This is a genomic window from Pseudomonas sp. S150, assembly GCF_004526365.1.
GTDB classification, from domain to species: Bacteria; Pseudomonadota; Gammaproteobacteria; order Pseudomonadales; family Pseudomonadaceae; genus Aquipseudomonas; species Aquipseudomonas putida_A.
The window spans coordinates 1,946,453-1,963,098 of the sequence record NZ_CP038207.1 but is presented as its reverse complement, the minus strand read 5'-3'; the positions used below and the strand labels follow the sequence as shown (position 1 = coordinate 1,963,098).

Sequence of the window (16,646 nt, the reverse complement as noted above, 5' to 3'; positions counted from 1 at the left end):
CTCTACGGCAACGTGCCATCACGCTACTCGGCTACACACTTTTCGCTGATGGTCTCACGCACTACAAAGGTGCGCGAGCTCAGGCGACCGCCCTTTCCTGGATCAGAATCCACGGACTCACCACCACCGCCCACAGCGCTGGATCACGTTCGAAAATATCCAGCGCCCGCGTTTCAGACAGCTTGGCGACCTTGTCTTCGGCCAGCCAGGCGGCGACTTTCTCGCCATCATCCGAGGCCACGGCCTCGGCGGCGGCGATCAAATCCAGAGCCGGGTCGACCCACAATAGGGCACCCTTGGCGAAGAACGGCTCCAGCTCTTTCCAGGTAATAGATGCGGTTTCACCAAGCAGCTTGGCATAGAGGGTGCTAGGTTCTTGATTCATGGGACTGTCCGGAAAAGAAATCGACGCGAATGATAACGTCGGTGGTCCGGCAGAAAAACCCGGTTGCAAATGGCTTCACCGAACGAAAAGAGCAGGAACGCCAAGGAATGCTGGTGTTTGGGATATATGCCCACGAAAGCCCCGCCGCAATTCTGTCTTTTTCATTCAAAAATGCGACACCCCTAAGTTTTGCCCCTCGGCGCCTGCTTCCCAGGCCAACAACCGGCGCTCTACACTGTACCGGTACAGTTGCCGGGGGCATTTCCGGAGGGTATCGCAAAGATATCTGACCCGGTTCTGCTGCTGCGGCGCCAGAACTCAAAAAAATTACAACAGTAAGAGTGGAGCACTATGACTAAGGCTACTAAGCAGATTTCCAAACTGTTTGCCGCTATGGTTCTGGCCGGGGTTGCCAGCCATTCGTTCGCCGCTGACACCATCAAGATCGGTATCGCCGGCCCTAAAACCGGTCCTGTAGCCCAATACGGCGACATGCAGTTCAGTGGCGCGAAAATGGCCATCGAGCAGATCAACGCCAAGGGCGGCGTCGACGGCAAGAAACTCGAAGCCGTTGAATACGATGACGCGTGCGATCCGAAACAAGCGGTAGCGGTCGCGAACAAGGTCGTCAACGACGGCGTCAAGTTCGTGGTCGGTCACCTGTGCTCCAGCTCCACTCAGCCTGCTTCGGACATCTACGAAGACGAAGGCGTCGTGATGATCACCCCGGCTGCCACCAGCCCGGACATCACCGCCCGTGGTTACAAAATGGTCTTCCGCACCATCGGTCTGGACAGCGCCCAGGGCCCTGCCGCCGGTAACTACATCGCCGACCACGTGAAGCCGAAAATCGTTGCCGTCCTGCACGACAAGCAGCAATACGGTGAAGGCATCGCTACCGCAGTCAAGGCGACTCTGGAGAAGAAAGGCGTGAAAGTCGCCGTGTTCGAAGGCGTCAACGCCGGCGACAAGGACTTCTCCTCGATGATCGCCAAGCTCAAGCAAGCCAACGTCGACTTCGTCTACTACGGCGGCTACCACCCGGAGCTGGGTCTGATCCTGCGTCAATCCCAGGAAAAAGGCCTGAAAGCCAAGTTCATGGGTCCGGAAGGCGTGGGTAACGACTCCATTTCGCAGATCGCCAAAGACGCCTCCGAAGGCCTGCTGGTGACCCTGCCGAAATCCTTCGACCAGGATCCGGCCAACGTTGCCCTGGCTGATGCATTCAAGGCGAAGAAAGAAGACCCGAGCGGCCCGTTCGTGTTCCCTTCCTACTCGGCGGTTGAAGTGATTGCCGGCGGTATCACCGCAGCCAAATCCGAAGACCCTGCCAAAGTGGCCGAAGCTATCCACGCCGGCACCTTCAAGACCCCTACCGGCGACCTGAGCTTCGACGCCAAGGGCGACCTGAAGGACTTCAAATTTGTGGTTTACGAGTGGCACTTCGGCAAACCAAAAACTGAAGTTTCGCCTCAGTAAGGCGCGCCCTGACTGACTGCCAATAAAGCCCACGGCGTGCCGTGGGCTTTGTTTTACGAATGTATGGGCCGCGCTGGCGTGATCCGCCAGTCTCCCCACCTGAAAATCTCAAAACCGTCATCAGCGGTTCGCTGGCAAAACCCGGATTCGAAGTGGATAAAGATCCACGGGGCCGGGCGGGAAAATGACTCCACCAGTGAAATGCGTATCAGGTTTTTAGGAGCGTTGTAATGCCTGACATCTATCACTTCTTCCAACAGCTGGTTAATGGCCTGACCATTGGCAGCACGTATGCCCTGATCGCCATCGGCTATACGATGGTTTACGGCATCATTGGAATGATCAACTTCGCCCACGGCGAGGTGTACATGATCGGTTCCTACGTGGCGTTCATCGCCATCGCCGGGCTGGCCATGATGGGAATCGACAACGTCCCGCTGTTGATGACCGCCGCGTTCATCGCGAGCATCGTCGTCACCAGTTCCTACGGTTACAGCATCGAACGGATCGCCTACCGCCCCCTGCGCGGCAGCAACCGTCTGATTCCGCTGATTTCCGCGATCGGTATGTCGATCTTCCTGCAGAACACGGTTCTGCTCGCGCAAGACTCCAAGGACAAATCCATCCCCAACCTGATCCCCGGCAACTTCTCCATCGGGCCAGGTGGCGCACATGAAGTGCTGATTTCCTACATGCAAATCGTGGTGTTCGTGGTGACTCTGGTCGCCATGCTCGGCCTCACGCTGTTCATCTCCCGCTCTCGCCTGGGTCGCGCCTGCCGCGCCTGCGCCGAAGACATCAAGATGGCCAACCTGCTGGGCATCAACACCAACAACATCATCGCCCTGACCTTCGTCATCGGTGCCGCGCTGGCAGCCGTTGCCGCTGTGCTGCTGAGCATGCAGTACGGCGTGATCAACCCGAACGCCGGTTTCCTCGTCGGCCTCAAGGCCTTCACCGCTGCGGTACTCGGCGGGATCGGCAGCATCCCCGGCGCCATGCTCGGCGGGCTGGTGCTTGGGGTGGCGGAAGCCTTCGGCGCCGATATCTTCGGCGACCAGTACAAGGACGTCGTGGCTTTCGGCTTGTTGGTTCTGGTGCTGTTGTTCCGTCCGACCGGCATTCTGGGCCGTCCGGAGGTTGAGAAAGTATGACTAGGAATCTTAAACAGGCACTGTTCAGTGCCTTGCTGGTGTGGGCCGTGGCCTACCCGGTACTCGGTCTGAAACTGACCATCGTCGGCATCAACCTCGAAGTGCACGGCACCAGCCCGGCCATTCTGGCGACCATCGCCGTGTGCTCGGTGCTGATGTTCCTGCGCGTGCTGTTCAACCAGCAGATCAGCAAGGCGTGGAAATCCTCGCCGGGCCTGCCGTTGATCCCGGCCAAGGCCAGCAACTTCCTGACCCTGCCGACCACGCAACGCTACATCATCATTGCGCTGATCCTCGGTGCACTGGTGTGGCCGTTCTTCGGCTCCCGTGGAGCGGTGGACATCGCCACGCTGATCCTGATCTACGTGATGCTCGGCCTTGGCCTGAACATCGTCGTCGGTCTGGCCGGTCTGCTTGACCTGGGTTACGTCGGCTTCTACGCCGTCGGCGCCTACAGCTACGCGCTGCTGTCGCACTACTACGGCCTGAGCTTCTGGATCTGCCTGCCGATTGCCGGCCTGATGGCGGCGACGTTCGGCTTCCTGCTGGGCTTCCCGGTGTTGCGTCTGCGCGGTGACTATCTGGCGATCGTGACCCTCGGTTTCGGCGAAATCATTCGTCTGTTCCTGCGTAACCTGACCGACATCACTGGTGGCCCGAACGGCATCAGCAACATCGAGAAACCGACGTTCTTCGGCCTGACCTTCGAACGTAAAGCGGCGGAAGGCATGCAAACCTTCCACGAATATTTCGGCCTCGAATACAACTCGATCAACAAGGTGATCTTCCTCTACCTGGTTGCCCTGTTGCTGGCGCTGGCAGCGCTGTTCATCATCAACCGCCTGCTGCGCATGCCGATCGGCCGTGCGTGGGAAGCGCTGCGTGAAGATGAAATCGCCTGCCGTGCACTGGGTCTGAATCCGACGATCATCAAGCTGTCGGCGTTCACCCTGGGGGCGAGCTTCGCCGGTTTCGCCGGTAGCTTCTTCGCTGCCCGTCAGGGTCTGGTGACGCCGGAATCGTTCACCTTCATCGAGTCGGCGATCATTCTCGCCATCGTCGTGCTGGGTGGCATGGGCTCGCAACTGGGCGTGATTCTCGCGGCCGTGGTGATGATCCTGTTGCCGGAAATGATGCGTGAGTTCAGCGAATACCGGATGTTGATGTTCGGTGCGCTGATGGTGTTGATGATGATCTGGCGTCCACAAGGTCTGCTGCCGATGCAACGCCCACACATGGAGTTGCGAAAATGAGCCGCGAGATCCTGAAGGTTGAAAATCTGAGCATGCGCTTCGGCGGCTTGCTGGCGGTCAATGGCGTGGCCCTGACCGTCAAGGAAAAACAAGTGGTGGCGCTGATCGGGCCGAACGGCGCGGGCAAGACCACCGTGTTCAACTGCCTGACCGGTTTCTACCAGCCCTCGGGCGGCAGCATCCTGCTGGACGGCGAGCCGATCCAGGGCCTGCCGGGGCACAAGATTGCCCTCAAGGGCGTGGTGCGCACCTTCCAGAACGTGCGGTTGTTCAAGGACATGACGGCGGTCGAGAACCTGTTGATCGCCCAGCACCGTCACCTGAACACCAACTTCCTGTCCGGCCTGTTCAAGACCCCGGCGTTCCGCAAGAGCGAACGCGAGGCCATGGAATATGCCGAGTACTGGCTGGAAAAGGTCAACCTGAAAGAGTTCGCCAACCGTACCGCCGGGACCCTGGCCTACGGTCAGCAACGGCGTCTGGAAATCGCCCGCTGCATGATGACCCGTCCGCGGATCCTCATGCTCGACGAACCGGCCGCCGGTCTGAACCCGAAGGAAACCGAAGACCTCAAGGCGCTGATCAGCGTGCTGCGTGAAGAGCACAACGTCACCGTGCTGCTGATCGAACACGACATGAAACTGGTCATGAGCATTTCCGACCACATCGTCGTGATCAACCAGGGCACACCTCTGGCTGACGGTACGCCGGAACAGATCCGCGACAATCCTGAAGTGATCAAAGCCTACCTGGGGGAAGCGTAAATGCTGCAGTTCGAAAACGTTTCCACCTTCTACGGCAAGATCCAGGCCCTGCACAGCGTCAACGTCGAAGTCCGCCAGGGCGAGATCGTGACCCTGATCGGTGCCAACGGTGCCGGCAAGTCCACGCTGCTGATGACGCTCTGCGGTTCGCCGCAGGCGCACAGCGGCAGCATCCGCTACATGGGTGAGGAACTGGTCGGCCAGGACTCGTCGCAGATCATGCGCAAGAGCATCGCCGTGGTGCCGGAAGGTCGTCGGGTGTTCGCCCGTCTGACCGTCGAAGAGAACCTGTCGATGGGCGGCTTCTTCACCGACAAGGGCGACTATCAGGAGCAGATGGACAAGGTCCTCGGCCTGTTCCCGCGCCTGAAAGAACGCTTCAACCAGCGCGGCGGCACCATGTCCGGCGGCGAACAGCAGATGCTCGCCATCGGCCGTGCGCTGATGAGCAAGCCGAAACTGTTGCTGCTCGACGAGCCGTCGCTGGGCCTGGCACCGATCATCATCCAGCAGATCTTCGACATCATCGAACAGCTGCGCAAGGACGGTGTAACGGTGTTCCTGGTCGAACAGAACGCCAACCAGGCGCTGAAAATCGCCGACCGTGCGTACGTTCTGGAGAACGGCCGCGTGGTGATGCAAGGCACCGGTGAAGCCCTGCTGACCGACCCGAAAGTGCGCGAGGCGTACCTCGGAGGTTGAGGCTTTTCACTGAACAGAAAAACGGCCTTCGGGCCGTTTTTTTGTGCCTGGCAGATAGATTGAATCCAACACAGATCCCCTGTGGGAGCGGGCTTGCTCGCGAAAGCGCTGTGTCATCCGACATCAATGGTGTCTGACACTACGCCTTCGCGAGCAAGCCCGCTCCCACAGTGGATTGCAGTGTTCGAAAATCTTTTCGAAAAAACTTTGCACTGCGCTGTAACGCATCGCCATGAGCGTTCTCTAGTGGGGTAAGCAAGCGAGCTTCGCTTGTAAAACCCAAGCTCAAATCTGGAGAAACATCATGACTGCTACCACTCGCTCCCTGTCCGCCGCTGCCCTGGTTCTGGCTCTTGGTTCCGCCCTGAGCATGACTGCCGTTTCCAGCGCCAATGCCGCCGACAACAGCAACATGGAAAAATGCTTCGGCGTGGCCATGAAGGGTCACAACGATTGCGCCGCGGGCGCGGGCACTACCTGTGCCGGCACAGCGAAGATGGACTACCAGGCCAACTCGTGGAAGTTCGTGCCGAAAGGCACCTGCACCACTACCGAGAGCAAGACCTCGCCGACCGGTTTCGGTCAGATGGAAGCCTTCAAAGCCAAGTCCTGATCCATTGCCTGCCCGAGTGACGCCCATGTTCACCACCAACGAAACTGTCCCACCGCGCACTCGGGCAGCCCTCTGCGGGCTCCCGCCCCGCGCGGGGCTGGGGCTCAAGACCGGGCACTTGCGTGAAGTGCTCGGCACCCTACCGGACATAGGTTTCTTCGAAGTCCACGCCGAAAACTACATGGTCGACGGCGGTCCGTTTCATCATTTTCTCGGGTTGATCCGCGAGCAGTATCCGCTGTCGCTGCACGGTGTCGGGCTGTCCATCGGGGCCGAAGGGCCATTGGACATTCAGCACCTGCAACGCCTGCAAACACTGATCGAGCGTTATCAACCGCAAGCCTTTTCCGAACACCTGGCCTGGTCGAGCCACGGCCCGGTGTTCCTCAATGACCTGCTGCCGCTGGCGTATGACACGCCGACGCTGAACCGCGTCTGCGAACACATCGATCAAGTGCAGAACAGCCTCAAGCGGCCGATGCTGCTGGAGAATCCAGCGACCTATCTCGGCTTCGAGCGCTCGACCATCGACGAGCCGGCGTTCATCACCGAGGTGATCCGCCGCAGCGGCTGCGGTCTGCTACTCGACGTCAACAACGTCTACGTCTCGTGCATCAATCATCAACGCGATCCACTGGCGTACCTTGACGCACTGCCCTTGCACGCGGTTGGCGAGATTCATCTGGCCGGGTTCGCCGAAGATGCCGACAGCCTCGGCGACCGTTTGCTGATCGACGATCACGGCGCGCCGATTGATGACGCGGTCTGGGCGTTGTACCGACAGGCGCTCGAACGAGTCGGCCCGGTGGCAACCTTGATCGAACGGGACAACCAGGTTCCGGCGTTCAATGTGCTGCTGGCCGAGGCGCAGCAGGCCGAAGCGTTGTTGCTGCACGCTGGGAGTCGGCCATGAGCACGCAAGCCGACTTCAGCGCCGCCCTGCTCGACACTCGCCTGCCCTGCCCCGCTGGCCTGTGCAGCGCCAACGGTGCTGATCCTGCCAGCCGATTCCTGGTGTATCGCAATAACGTGCAAGGTTCGTTGATCAACGCGCTGGCCGACAGTTATCCGGTGGTGCAGCAATTGGTCGGCGAGGAATTCTTCCGTGGCATGGCCGGCATATTCATCCAGCAGCAGCCGCCGCACAGTCCGTTGATGAGCCGTTACGGCGACGGTCTGGCGGACTTCATTGACGCATTCGAAGCGGCGGCCGAGGTGCCGTATCTGGCCGATGTCGCACGGCTCGAACGCTTGCGCACCCGCGCTTATCACGCCGCCGATGCCGCGACGGTCAGTGCGCAACAGATCAGCGCTGCACTGGCCGATCCGCAAACACTCGCCGAACTGGACATCACCCTGCATCCCTCGCTGCACCTGCTCGATTCGGCTTACGCGGTGGTTTCGATCTGGGCGGCGCATCAAGGAGAAGCGACGCTGGCAGGCATCGACATCCATCAAGGGCAACACGCACTGGTGCTGCGCAACGCTCTGGAGGTCGAGGTGTTTGCCCTCGATCACGGCGCCAGCGTATTCATCCGCCATCTGCTCCATCACCGACCGCTGCTGCAAGCCGCGCAAGACAGTCCACCTTTCGATCTGCCGCAGACGCTCGCCCTGCTGATCGGCCACAACGCCATCACCGACCTGAACACCAAGGTATCGCCATGAACAACCTCATCATTCGCGCCATCGGATTAATGGAAAAAATCCCCCACAACCTGATCGCCTTCATCGCGCGATTCTCGATTGCCGCGGTGTTCTGGAAGTCCGGGCAGACCAAGGTCGAGGGGCTGGCCATCGACTTGATCGACGGCACCGTTCAACTCGGCTGGCCACGCTTGGCGGACTCGACGATTCCGTTGTTCCAGAGCGAATACCACGTGCCGCTGCTGGCACCGGAAGTCGCTGCACACATGGCGGCGTTTGCCGAACACTTCTTTCCGGTGCTGATATTGATCGGCTTCGCCACGAGGTTTTCGGCGCTGGCGCTACTGGGCATGACGCTGGTCATCGAGGTGTTCGTCTATCCCGATGCCTACCCGACCCATGGCACCTGGGCGGCGGTGCTGCTGTACCTGATGGCGACCGGGCCGGGGAAATTGTCGATTGATCATCTGATCGCACGACGTTTTGTCAGTTGACCACAAACTGTAGGAGTGAGCCTGCTCGCGATAGCGGTAATCCAGCCAACATTTCTGTTGAATTTGCTTACGCAATCGCGAGCAGGCTCACTCCTACAGGAAATGAGTTAGCGCTGAAGGCGATCCAACGCCTCGCCGCTGCGTTTGAACCAGCCAATCAGATAATCCGCCAGCACTTGCGTGCGCTTGGGCAAACCGCCCTGGTACGGGTGCACCAGATACATCGGCATCCGCCGCGTCTGAAAATCGCGCAGCAGCCAGCGCAACCGGCCATCAGCCAACTCCGTTTGCAGCAGGTACGACGGCAATCGTGCGATACCGGCGCCGGCCAGTGCGGCTTTCTTCAGCAGGTTGTAATGGTTGCTGGCGAACGGCCCCGACACCCGCACCCGCAGCAATTCGTGCTGTTGGTGATACAGCCATTCCTCGCGACCACTGTAGTGGCTGTTGAGCAGGCAGCGGTGTTCGGCCAGCTCCTGCGGGGTCAGCGGTTCGCCGAACTGCTCTAGATACGCCGGGCTGGCGCAGGTCATTTCCTGCCACGCCAGCAATGGTTTGGCCACCAGCCGTTCGTCATTGGCCACCTCGGTGCGAATCGCCAGATCGAAGCCATCCCGGGACAGGTCGCGATAGTGGTTGTTCAGCTCCAGCTCGATCAGCACCTCGGGGTATTGCTGCGAGAACTCCAGCAGCAGGCCATCGAAAAACGTTTCCCCCAGCGACACCGGCACCGTCATCCGCACCGGGCCGGCCATGTCGTCTTTCAAACGCGCCAGCGCCTGCCGCGCGCGCTCCACCTGGACGACCAGCGCTTGCGCCTGCGGCAGCAAAGCGGCGCCGGCGGCAGTCAGGCTCAGACGGCGCGTCGTGCGTTGCAGCAACACCACGGAAAACTGTGCTTCCAGCTGACTGATGCGTTTGGACAACTGGCCCTTGCTGCACCCCAGTTGCTGCGCCGCCAGGGTAAAACTGCCAGCCTCGATCAACACCGCAAACGCCGCCAGATCATCCATTTCACTCATGGATTGTTTCCATTTGAAAACCAAAGGTTGCCTATTAGTGCGCTTATCCGCAGAAAAAACCACTCTAGACTGAAACCTCGTTCAACCCATTGAGGAACAGTCCCATGAAGATTCTGTTGATCGGTGCCGCCGGCACCATCGGTTCGGCCGTGGATAAAGAGCTGAGCCAGCGTCACGAAGTGATTCGCATCGGTCGCAGCAGCGGCGACTTCCAGGTCGACATCAGCGACAGCGCATCGATTCGCAAGCTGTTCGAGCAGACCGGCAAGTTCGACGCGCTGATCTGTGCCGCCGGTAACGTGACCTTCGCCCCACTCGGCGAGATGAACGCTGACAGCTTCGCCCTGGGCCTGAAAGACAAGCTGATGGGCCAGGTCAACCTGCTGCTGATCGGCCGCGAATACGCCAACGACGGTGCCTCGTTCACCTTCACCACCGGCGTGCTCAGCCACGACCCGATCCGTACCGGCGCCTCGGCGGCACTGGTCAACGGCGCTCTGGACAGCTTCGTCAAAGCCGCCGCCATCGAGTTGCCGCGAGGCCTGCGCGTCAACTCGATCAGCCCGACCGTGCTGCTGGAAGCGATGGGCAGCTACGCCCCGTACTTCCGTGGCTACAAGCCGGTTCCGGCAGCCGATGTGGCATTGGCCTACGCGAAAAGTGTCGAAGGCCTGCAAACCGGTCAGACCTTTCACGTGGGCTAAACCCTTGTGATCAACGGTCAGCCTGCGTAACGTGGCGGCACTTGTCTGGAGAGCCGAAGATGCGTGTTGCCCGTTCGTTGATCGTTGTTGCCCTGCTGCCGTTGTTCGCCGCCTGCCAATTGCTCGATGGCCCGCGTGAAAGCGCGTCCCACGTCGGGCAGACCCGGATGCAGGGGCAGTTGACCGCAGCCGAGGGCAAACTGGTGTTCCAGCCGTGTGGCGAACAGCGTCAGTACGTGGTCAACGACATCGGCGGCACCAGCGTGCTGCAAGAGGCTGCGACCCTCGCCGATCAGCAGGGCAAGCTGTTTGCCGATGTGCGCGGGAGGATCGCCGGCGACCGCCTCGACCTCGGCCAGTTGTATCGCGTCGAGCGCTCCGGCACCGCGTGCGATGACCCGAACTTCAAACTGTTGATCCTGCGTGCCGCCGGCCACGGGCCCGAGTGGAACGTCAAAGTCAGCGGCAAGGGCATGGTCATCGGCCGCGAAGGCCAGCCGGCGCTGGCGGTGCCTTATGTCGAGGAGCAACTGGGCGACGGCCGCTTCAACCTGAGCAGCGAAGCCAACAACCAGCGCATCGAGTTGTGGGTCGCGCCGCAGCGCTGCGTCGACAGCAGCACCGGCAGCGTGCAGCACATGAGCGCCGAGCTGCGCATCGACGGCAAGGTCGAACGTGGTTGCGGGTATTTCGGCGGATCGCGCAACGACTGAGCGTTTTAGCCTCACCGGATCCGGCCTTTGCGGCTTATAATCGCGGCCTTCAAACGCCCTGGCGCAGTTGTGCGCCCCGCGAATCCGGATCCTCGCCATGTTACGAATCACCGAACTCAAGCTGCCAATCGACCATCCCGAAGAAGACCTGCGTGCCGCCATCGTGCAGCGCCTGGGCATCGCCAGCGATGACTTGCTCGATTTCACCTTGTTCAAGCGCAGCTACGACGCGCGAAAAAAGTCCTCCGAACTGTGCTTCATCTACACCATCGACCTCACCGTACGCGACGAGGCCAAGGTGCTGGGCAAGTTCGCCGACGACCGTAACGTCAACGTGGCGCCGGATGTCAGCTACAAATTCGTCGGTCAGGCGCCGAGCGACCTGAGCCAGCGCCCGATCGTGGTCGGTTTCGGCCCGTGCGGGATTTTCGCCGGCCTGCTGCTGGCGCAGATGGGCTTCAAGCCGATCATCCTCGAGCGCGGCACCGAAGTTCGTCAGCGCACCAAGGACACCTGGGGCCTGTGGCGTAAAAGCGTGCTCAACCCCGAGTCCAACGTGCAGTTCGGCGAAGGCGGCGCGGGCACGTTCTCCGACGGCAAGCTGTACAGCCAGATCAAGGATCCGAAGTTCCTCGGTCGCAAAGTCCTGCACGAATTCGTCAAGGCCGGTGCGCCGGAAGAAATCCTCTACGTTAGCAAACCGCACATCGGTACGTTCCGGCTGACCGGCATGGTCGAGACCATGCGTGAAGAGATCCGCGCCCTGGGCGGCGAAGTACGCTTCCAGGAGCGCGTCACCGACGTGCTGATCGAAGAAGGCCAACTGGTCGGCGTCGAACTGGCGAGCGGCGAAACCCTGCATTCGAAACACGTGGTTCTGGCCCTCGGCCACAGTGCCCGCGACACCTTCCGCATGCTCCACAGCCGTGGCGTGTTCATGGAAGCCAAGCCGTTCTCGGTGGGTTTCCGCATCGAGCACCCGCAATCGCTGATCGACCGTGCGCGGCTGGGCAAGTACGCCGGCCACCCGAAGCTGGGCGCCGCCGACTACAAACTGGTGCACCACGCCAAGAACGGCCGTTCGGTCTACAGCTTCTGCATGTGCCCGGGCGGCACCGTGGTGGCGGCGACTTCCGAGCCGAATCGCGTGGTCACCAACGGCATGAGCCAGTACTCGCGTAACGAGCGCAACGCCAACTCCGGGATCGTCGTCGGCATCACCCCGGAAGTCGATTACCCGGGCGGCCCGCTGGCCGGTATCGAGTTGCAGGAGCGTCTGGAATCCCACGCGTTCATCCTCGGCGGCAGCGATTACAAAGCCCCGGCGCAACTGGTCGGCGACTTCATCAACGGCATCCCGTCGACCGAACTGGGCGAAGTCGAGCCATCGTACAAACCGGGCGTGGCCCTGGGCGACCTGGCCCTGGCGCTGCCGGACTTTGCCATCGAAGCGATTCGTGAAGCATTGCCGGCGTTCGAAAAGCAGATTCGCGGCTACTCGCTGCACGATGCGGTGTTGACCGGGATCGAAACCCGCACCTCGTCGCCGCTGCGCATCACGCGTAACGAGTCGCTGCAGAGCATGAACGTCAAAGGTCTGTTCCCGGCGGGTGAAGGTGCGGGTTATGCCGGTGGGATTCTGTCGGCGGGTGTGGACGGGATTCGGATTGCCGAGGCCGTGGCGCGCGACATTCTCGGTCTGGAAGCCTGATACATCTGTCTTGAAGTAACACCAACCTCCTGTGGGAGCGGGCTTGCTCGCGAAGGCGCTGTGTCAGTCGACGACAATGTTGACTGACACAGCGCCTTCGCGAGCAAGCCCGCTCCCACATTGGTTTCCGAGTCTGGCTTTAGATATTTGCGCGCAGCACTGTGGTTGGCAGCGCCTCACCCCGTTCGGCACTCGCCGCCACCGCCGCAATCAATCCCTCCAGCTCATAGCCCTGCGCCTTCAGCCAGGCCTGATCGTAATAGGTGTCGGCATAGCGCTCGCCGCCATCGCACAGAATCGCCACGATCGACCCCGACTCCCCCGCCGCTTTCATCTGCTGCGCCGCCATCAGCGCGCCGATCAGATTGGTGCCGCTCGACCCGCCGACATGCCGTCCCAGACGCTGCGCCAGATAATGCATGGCCGCCAGCGAGACAAGGCGTCCGGCACCTTGACCATCGCATCGATAACCTTGGGCAGGAACGACGCTTCCACCCGAGGCCGGCCAATGCCTTCGATCCGCGAACCGCAGTCCAGACGCAGGCTCGCGTCTCCGGTCTGGTAGTAATCGAAGAACACCGAGCGCTCGGCGTCGGCGCACAACACGCGGGTGCAATGCTGGCGATAACGCACGTAACGACCCAGGGTCGCGGTGGTGCCGCCAGTGCCGGGGCTGGAAATCAGCCAGCTCGGTTCCGGGTGCTTCTCGAAACGCATCTGCTGGAAAATCGACTCGGCGATGTTGTTGTTCGCCCCGCCAGTCGGTGGCCCGCTCGGCGTAGGTGAACTGGTCGATGAAGTGGCCGCCATGCTCGCGGGCCAGACGTTCGGATTCGGCGTAAATCTGCGTCGGATCTTTCACCAGATGGCTCTGGCCACCGTAGAAAGCGATCTGCGCGATCTTCTCTTTCGAGGTGGTTGCCGGCATCACCGCAATGAATGGCAACCCGAGCATGCGCGCGAAATACGCCTCGGAAATCGCCGTCGAACCGCTGGACGCCTCGATCACCGGCGCGCCGGGTTTGAGCCACCCGTTACACAACGCATACAGGAACAACGACCGCGCCAGACGATGTTTGAGGCTGCCGGTGGGATGGCTGGATTCGTCCTTGAAGTACAGCTCAATTCCCGCAAAACCTGCCAGCGGCAAGGGGATCAGATGGGTGTCGGCGCTGCGCTGGAAGTCCGCTTCGATGATGCGGATGGCTTCGCGGGCCCACTGGCGGTTGTCACTCATGGTCATGCTCTCGTTGAGTCGGGCAGGAGTAGCCTTGTCACAGGCTCAGTCCCCCAGCATAGGAAAAAACCGGCAAGGCTCACAGATACAGCTGAGGCTCAATTCATCCACCAACTGCCAGGTTCTGGGCAAATGGGTATCAGGCTTTTGCTGTAATTGCGCAGAACCTATCCCCCCGTTCTTTGAACTGAAGCGGCCTGCTCGCCCCCCTGCCTGACAAATAGCGAACAATCCGCACTTAATCAAAGATCCGTCCTACAGCCAGCATTTGTCCGCTTCGTTAACGTCGCACAGCCCTTTAGAAGGGTTGTCGATGGATGAACGAAAGGACGCTCAGTGGCTCGCAACAAGGACATTCCCCGGGTCCCCAACCCGCCGGCGGGCGACGGGCATCACGTCACCTGGCGCTACATGACGGCCACTGAACTGGCCGAGCGCGAAGCCCGACAAAACGCTTACGACGCCATGCTGGCGCGGCAGGAGGCTTTCGAGCGCAGTCGAGAGGTTGCGGCGAAAAAGCCTGATCCCGTACGCGCCGGGTGCGTGTTCGCCAAGTCCTGCAAGTTGCCGGACGCGATCATCGATTACTCGAATCCTTCGGGGATGGTGCCGACCGACAGCCTGAAAGATTACGGAGATCTGGTCCTGCTCGGCGGCCGTGAAGCCGATGACAGCGGCGGCGTTCCACTCAAGAAAATCAGCGGCACTGCCATCCCGGCAGGCCTGGGCACCTTCGCCCTTGCGGGTGAGGCGTTCAAGGCATTGCCCGCCATCGCTTCCGCCGCCGTTGTGACCCCTTTGGTCGGGCTGGTGGCGTTGCTCATGCCATCGAACCTGGGCGACAGCGCCCTCTACACCGAAGACCAGTTGCTCGCCCTCAGACAGGCTCGAACCCGCGTGCGCCTACATGTCGAACAACAGGCCGACGGCAGCCTCAAGGGTTATGGTTTCTACACCGGCAAGAATCGCGACTGGGAAATGGTCGATGTCGCGCAGTTCACCGCACGTGATAACCGCTTTGTCGCAGACCTCGGCGAAGGCATCGAACTGATCTGGACGCCCGCCGTGGACGGCTCCGACATCCTCGGCATCCCCGCGCTGGAGGCCGCTCCGCAGGCACCGCATATCTGGGTGTACCCACCAACGAAAGCGGCGGACGGGATTCTGGTGAATCCGGTTTATCCGCCGGAGTATCGGGATTTCATTCTGGTGTTTCCGGCGGATTCGGGGGTTCGGCCTCTATACATCGTGGTCAACACCTCGCGCAAAGGCTTACCACCAGCAGGACACAGCTATCATAAACCTCCGAAAGCAGAGGAAATTACCGCGTTTCCCGGCCTGAAAAAGGCACAGAAAATGAATCCCGTACAAGGAGGTGGCGGACTTCGGGAGCGATGGAAGGATGCAAAAGGCAGGAGAATTTATGAGTGGGACTCGATGCACGGCGAGTTGGAAGTTTACCGTGCAAGTGACGGAACTCACCTAGGCGCTTTTGACCCTTTTACAGGAGAGCGACGAGAAGACCCGAAAGATGAAAGAAGCATCAGAAAAAAATACTTGTGAGGGTGATGATGGGATTAAAACTAAGGCTGGAGTGGTACGACAAGCAAACCCATCTATGCGAGGGCGAAGAATATTCCGAGGATTTAGGCGACGATGAAACCGTTTTGAATGCCTTGGGTATACCGGTGGAAAACAACATTAATAATGGCGGCTTCAACGTACTCGAAAGTTGGAAACCTGTCCTTCAACCTTACTTTCAAAATAATATTTCCCTAACGACTTACGACTATCAAATTTCGTTCGACTACAGCGACGTCTGGTAAGCGGCACCTCAGATCATAAAAAACCCCGACCAGTCACCTGATCGGGGTTTTTCTTTACCGCTCGTTGTCGCTTAGTGCGAAACGCGGCTGGTGCCACCGACGGTGGAGATGCGTACGCGCTCACCAACACGGAACACTTCGTTTTCCTGAACCTGTTGCACGTAGGCGCGCATGCTGCCGTCGTCTTCGCGCACGGTGATTTCCACGCCCTGGGTGCGGGTCAGGCCTTCTTCAGTCGCGGAACCGATCAGACCACCGGCCACAGCACCGATGACCGCCGCGACGATGCTGCCTTTGCCGCCACCGATGGCGCTGCCGCCGACACCGCCGACCACTGCGCCTGCAGCGCCGCCGATCGGGGTCTTGGTGCCTTCGATTTTCACCGGACGCAGGGATTCGATGGTGCCCATGCGAATCGTCTGCACACGACGCGCTTCGTCACGGGAGTAGGAGTCACCGGTCAGGCTCGACTGGCAGCCGGTCAGCAACATCGCCATCGTGGAAAAGGAAGCAACCAGCAGAACAGACTTACGCATAGCATCAACTCCAAAAGAACATGTGTTCATTAAACCCCGCTGCTTGACGCCTGTCACGACGCAGCCCGGATAAACTTGATTTTATTCAGGCCCGGTACAGGCACCTGCAAACTCACCCAACAGTAGCGCCAAATCGCTCAATCCGCCCTGCCGACCCAAGGATTTTCATGGATTACCTGATCATTTTCGTCACCACCGTCGCCGGTCTGTACTTCCATTGGTGGCTGTACGTGCGGATCAAACGCTGGATGGATCGTGATCTGGCCCTGTCGCTGGCGGGCAAGGATGAAGACAAACGCGCCTTCATGCTGGAACGACTGGCCGATGCCAGCGTGCAGAAGATCAAGCGTCGGGACCTGCCGAAGTGGCTTGAGGCCGCTGCGGCAGGCTATCCCGCTCGGTAGAC

18 protein-coding genes and 1 pseudogene are annotated in these 16,646 nt (G+C 60.3%); 15 read left to right on the top strand and 4 right to left on the bottom strand.

Features of this window, described 5'->3' with window-relative positions; all coding sequences use genetic code 11:
- Positions 1-79 precede the first annotated feature (79 nt).
- Positions 80-385 carry a DUF2288 domain-containing protein gene (locus E3Z29_RS09020; RefSeq protein ID WP_047292130.1) on the bottom strand — a complete coding sequence of 102 codons (306 nt, stop codon included), beginning with the start codon at positions 383-385 and terminating at the stop codon, positions 80-82.
- 351 nt (positions 386-736) lie between these two features.
- Between E3Z29_RS09020 and E3Z29_RS09015 the strand changes: the two genes are divergently transcribed.
- From E3Z29_RS09015 to E3Z29_RS08975, 9 genes are all read left to right on the top strand, one after another.
- The gene (locus E3Z29_RS09015) at positions 737-1,864 is read left to right on the top strand and encodes a branched-chain amino acid ABC transporter substrate-binding protein (protein ID WP_098967574.1); all 1,128 of its coding nucleotides are present in this window, start codon (positions 737-739) and stop codon (positions 1,862-1,864) included.
- Between the two features lie 230 nt (positions 1,865-2,094).
- Positions 2,095-3,018, top strand: coding sequence for a high-affinity branched-chain amino acid ABC transporter permease LivH (gene livH, locus E3Z29_RS09010; RefSeq protein ID WP_027614381.1), 924 nt, complete (start codon positions 2,095-2,097; stop codon positions 3,016-3,018).
- Positions 3,015-4,271 (top strand): high-affinity branched-chain amino acid ABC transporter permease LivM, encoded by a 1,257-nt coding sequence (locus E3Z29_RS09005; protein WP_007969481.1) that lies wholly within the window; start codon positions 3,015-3,017, stop codon positions 4,269-4,271. The genes livH and E3Z29_RS09005 overlap by 4 nt, the downstream gene beginning before the upstream one ends.
- The gene (gene livG / locus E3Z29_RS09000) at positions 4,268-5,035 is read left to right on the top strand and encodes a high-affinity branched-chain amino acid ABC transporter ATP-binding protein LivG (protein WP_007969480.1); all 768 of its coding nucleotides are present in this window, start codon (positions 4,268-4,270) and stop codon (positions 5,033-5,035) included. The genes E3Z29_RS09005 and livG overlap by 4 nt, the downstream gene beginning before the upstream one ends.
- Complete coding sequence (locus E3Z29_RS08995; protein ID WP_003222380.1) at positions 5,036-5,737, top strand: ABC transporter ATP-binding protein; 702 nt, start codon at positions 5,036-5,038, stop codon at positions 5,735-5,737.
- A gap of 304 nt (positions 5,738-6,041) precedes the next feature.
- Positions 6,042-6,350, top strand: a complete 309-nt coding sequence (locus E3Z29_RS08990; protein WP_103485735.1) for a DUF2282 domain-containing protein — start codon at positions 6,042-6,044, stop codon at positions 6,348-6,350.
- Between the two features lie 25 nt (positions 6,351-6,375).
- The gene (locus tag E3Z29_RS08985) at positions 6,376-7,263 is read left to right on the top strand and encodes a DUF692 domain-containing protein (protein ID WP_134785594.1); all 888 of its coding nucleotides are present in this window, start codon (positions 6,376-6,378) and stop codon (positions 7,261-7,263) included.
- Positions 7,260-8,018: a DNA-binding domain-containing protein gene (locus E3Z29_RS08980; protein WP_134785593.1), complete on the top strand. Its 759-nt coding sequence runs from the start codon at positions 7,260-7,262 to the stop codon at positions 8,016-8,018. The genes E3Z29_RS08985 and E3Z29_RS08980 overlap by 4 nt, the downstream gene beginning before the upstream one ends.
- Positions 8,015-8,491, top strand: coding sequence for a DoxX family protein (locus E3Z29_RS08975; protein ID WP_098967568.1), 477 nt, complete (start codon positions 8,015-8,017; stop codon positions 8,489-8,491). The genes E3Z29_RS08980 and E3Z29_RS08975 overlap by 4 nt, the downstream gene beginning before the upstream one ends.
- Before the next feature lie 107 nt (positions 8,492-8,598).
- Here E3Z29_RS08975 and E3Z29_RS08970 read toward each other — a convergent pair whose 3' ends face one another.
- Positions 8,599-9,513, bottom strand: a complete 915-nt coding sequence (locus E3Z29_RS08970) for a LysR family transcriptional regulator (protein WP_098967566.1) — start codon at positions 9,511-9,513, stop codon at positions 8,599-8,601.
- Positions 9,514-9,617: 104 nt separating this feature from the next.
- Between E3Z29_RS08970 and E3Z29_RS08965 the strand changes: the two genes are divergently transcribed.
- The 3 genes from E3Z29_RS08965 (at position 9,618) to E3Z29_RS08955 (ending at position 12,641) form a co-directional block, all read left to right on the top strand.
- Positions 9,618-10,217 carry a short chain dehydrogenase gene (locus tag E3Z29_RS08965; RefSeq protein WP_098967565.1) on the top strand — a complete coding sequence of 200 codons (600 nt, stop codon included), beginning with the start codon at positions 9,618-9,620 and terminating at the stop codon, positions 10,215-10,217.
- Positions 10,218-10,276: 59 nt separating this feature from the next.
- A complete protein-coding gene (locus E3Z29_RS08960) occupies positions 10,277-10,930 on the top strand; it encodes a COG3650 family protein (protein ID WP_134785592.1) in 654 nt (217 codons plus the stop codon).
- Between the two features lie 97 nt (positions 10,931-11,027).
- Positions 11,028-12,641 (top strand): NAD(P)/FAD-dependent oxidoreductase, encoded by a 1,614-nt coding sequence (locus tag E3Z29_RS08955; protein WP_134785591.1) that lies wholly within the window; start codon positions 11,028-11,030, stop codon positions 12,639-12,641.
- 139 nt (positions 12,642-12,780) lie between these two features.
- Here the strand turns inward: E3Z29_RS08955 and E3Z29_RS08950 are convergent.
- Positions 12,781-13,878, bottom strand: a pseudogene (locus E3Z29_RS08950) (PLP-dependent cysteine synthase family protein).
- A gap of 336 nt (positions 13,879-14,214) precedes the next feature.
- Here E3Z29_RS08950 and E3Z29_RS08945 point away from each other — a divergent pair.
- The gene (locus tag E3Z29_RS08945) at positions 14,215-15,441 is read left to right on the top strand and encodes an S-type pyocin domain-containing protein (protein ID WP_134785590.1); all 1,227 of its coding nucleotides are present in this window, start codon (positions 14,215-14,217) and stop codon (positions 15,439-15,441) included.
- Between the two features lie 5 nt (positions 15,442-15,446).
- A complete protein-coding gene (locus E3Z29_RS08940; RefSeq protein ID WP_371917799.1) occupies positions 15,447-15,704 on the top strand; it encodes a colicin E3-like toxin immunity protein in 258 nt (85 codons plus the stop codon).
- Between the two features lie 71 nt (positions 15,705-15,775).
- Here E3Z29_RS08940 and E3Z29_RS08935 read toward each other — a convergent pair whose 3' ends face one another.
- The gene (locus tag E3Z29_RS08935) at positions 15,776-16,240 is read right to left on the bottom strand and encodes a glycine zipper 2TM domain-containing protein (RefSeq protein ID WP_007969461.1); all 465 of its coding nucleotides are present in this window, start codon (positions 16,238-16,240) and stop codon (positions 15,776-15,778) included.
- 167 nt (positions 16,241-16,407) lie between these two features.
- Here E3Z29_RS08935 and E3Z29_RS08930 point away from each other — a divergent pair, with 167 nt between their 5' ends.
- Complete coding sequence (locus E3Z29_RS08930; RefSeq protein WP_134785589.1) at positions 16,408-16,644, top strand: hypothetical protein; 237 nt, start codon at positions 16,408-16,410, stop codon at positions 16,642-16,644.
- Positions 16,645-16,646 lie beyond the last annotated feature (2 nt).

Bases quoted from the DNA above. Each gene is read 5' to 3' on its own strand.
- E3Z29_RS09020 (WP_047292130.1), bottom strand. From the start codon at position 385: ATGAATCAAGAACCTAGCACCCTCTATGCCAAGCTGCTTGGTGAAACC.
- E3Z29_RS09015 (WP_098967574.1), top strand. From the start codon at position 737: ATGACTAAGGCTACTAAGCAGATTTCCAAACTGTTTGCCGCTATGGTT.
- livH (WP_027614381.1), top strand. From the start codon at position 2,095: ATGCCTGACATCTATCACTTCTTCCAACAGCTGGTTAATGGCCTGACC.
- E3Z29_RS09005 (WP_007969481.1), top strand. From the start codon at position 3,015: ATGACTAGGAATCTTAAACAGGCACTGTTCAGTGCCTTGCTGGTGTGG.
- livG (WP_007969480.1), top strand. From the start codon at position 4,268: ATGAGCCGCGAGATCCTGAAGGTTGAAAATCTGAGCATGCGCTTCGGC.
- E3Z29_RS08995 (WP_003222380.1), top strand. From the start codon at position 5,036: ATGCTGCAGTTCGAAAACGTTTCCACCTTCTACGGCAAGATCCAGGCC.
- E3Z29_RS08990 (WP_103485735.1), top strand. From the start codon at position 6,042: ATGACTGCTACCACTCGCTCCCTGTCCGCCGCTGCCCTGGTTCTGGCT.
- E3Z29_RS08985 (WP_134785594.1), top strand. From the start codon at position 6,376: ATGTTCACCACCAACGAAACTGTCCCACCGCGCACTCGGGCAGCCCTC.
- E3Z29_RS08980 (WP_134785593.1), top strand. From the start codon at position 7,260: ATGAGCACGCAAGCCGACTTCAGCGCCGCCCTGCTCGACACTCGCCTG.
- E3Z29_RS08975 (WP_098967568.1), top strand. From the start codon at position 8,015: ATGAACAACCTCATCATTCGCGCCATCGGATTAATGGAAAAAATCCCC.
- E3Z29_RS08970 (WP_098967566.1), bottom strand. From the start codon at position 9,513: ATGAGTGAAATGGATGATCTGGCGGCGTTTGCGGTGTTGATCGAGGCT.
- E3Z29_RS08965 (WP_098967565.1), top strand. From the start codon at position 9,618: ATGAAGATTCTGTTGATCGGTGCCGCCGGCACCATCGGTTCGGCCGTG.
- E3Z29_RS08960 (WP_134785592.1), top strand. From the start codon at position 10,277: ATGCGTGTTGCCCGTTCGTTGATCGTTGTTGCCCTGCTGCCGTTGTTC.
- E3Z29_RS08955 (WP_134785591.1), top strand. From the start codon at position 11,028: ATGTTACGAATCACCGAACTCAAGCTGCCAATCGACCATCCCGAAGAA.
- E3Z29_RS08940 (WP_371917799.1), top strand. From the start codon at position 15,447: ATGATGGGATTAAAACTAAGGCTGGAGTGGTACGACAAGCAAACCCAT.
- E3Z29_RS08935 (WP_007969461.1), bottom strand. From the start codon at position 16,240: ATGCGTAAGTCTGTTCTGCTGGTTGCTTCCTTTTCCACGATGGCGATG.
- E3Z29_RS08930 (WP_134785589.1), top strand. From the start codon at position 16,408: ATGGATTACCTGATCATTTTCGTCACCACCGTCGCCGGTCTGTACTTC.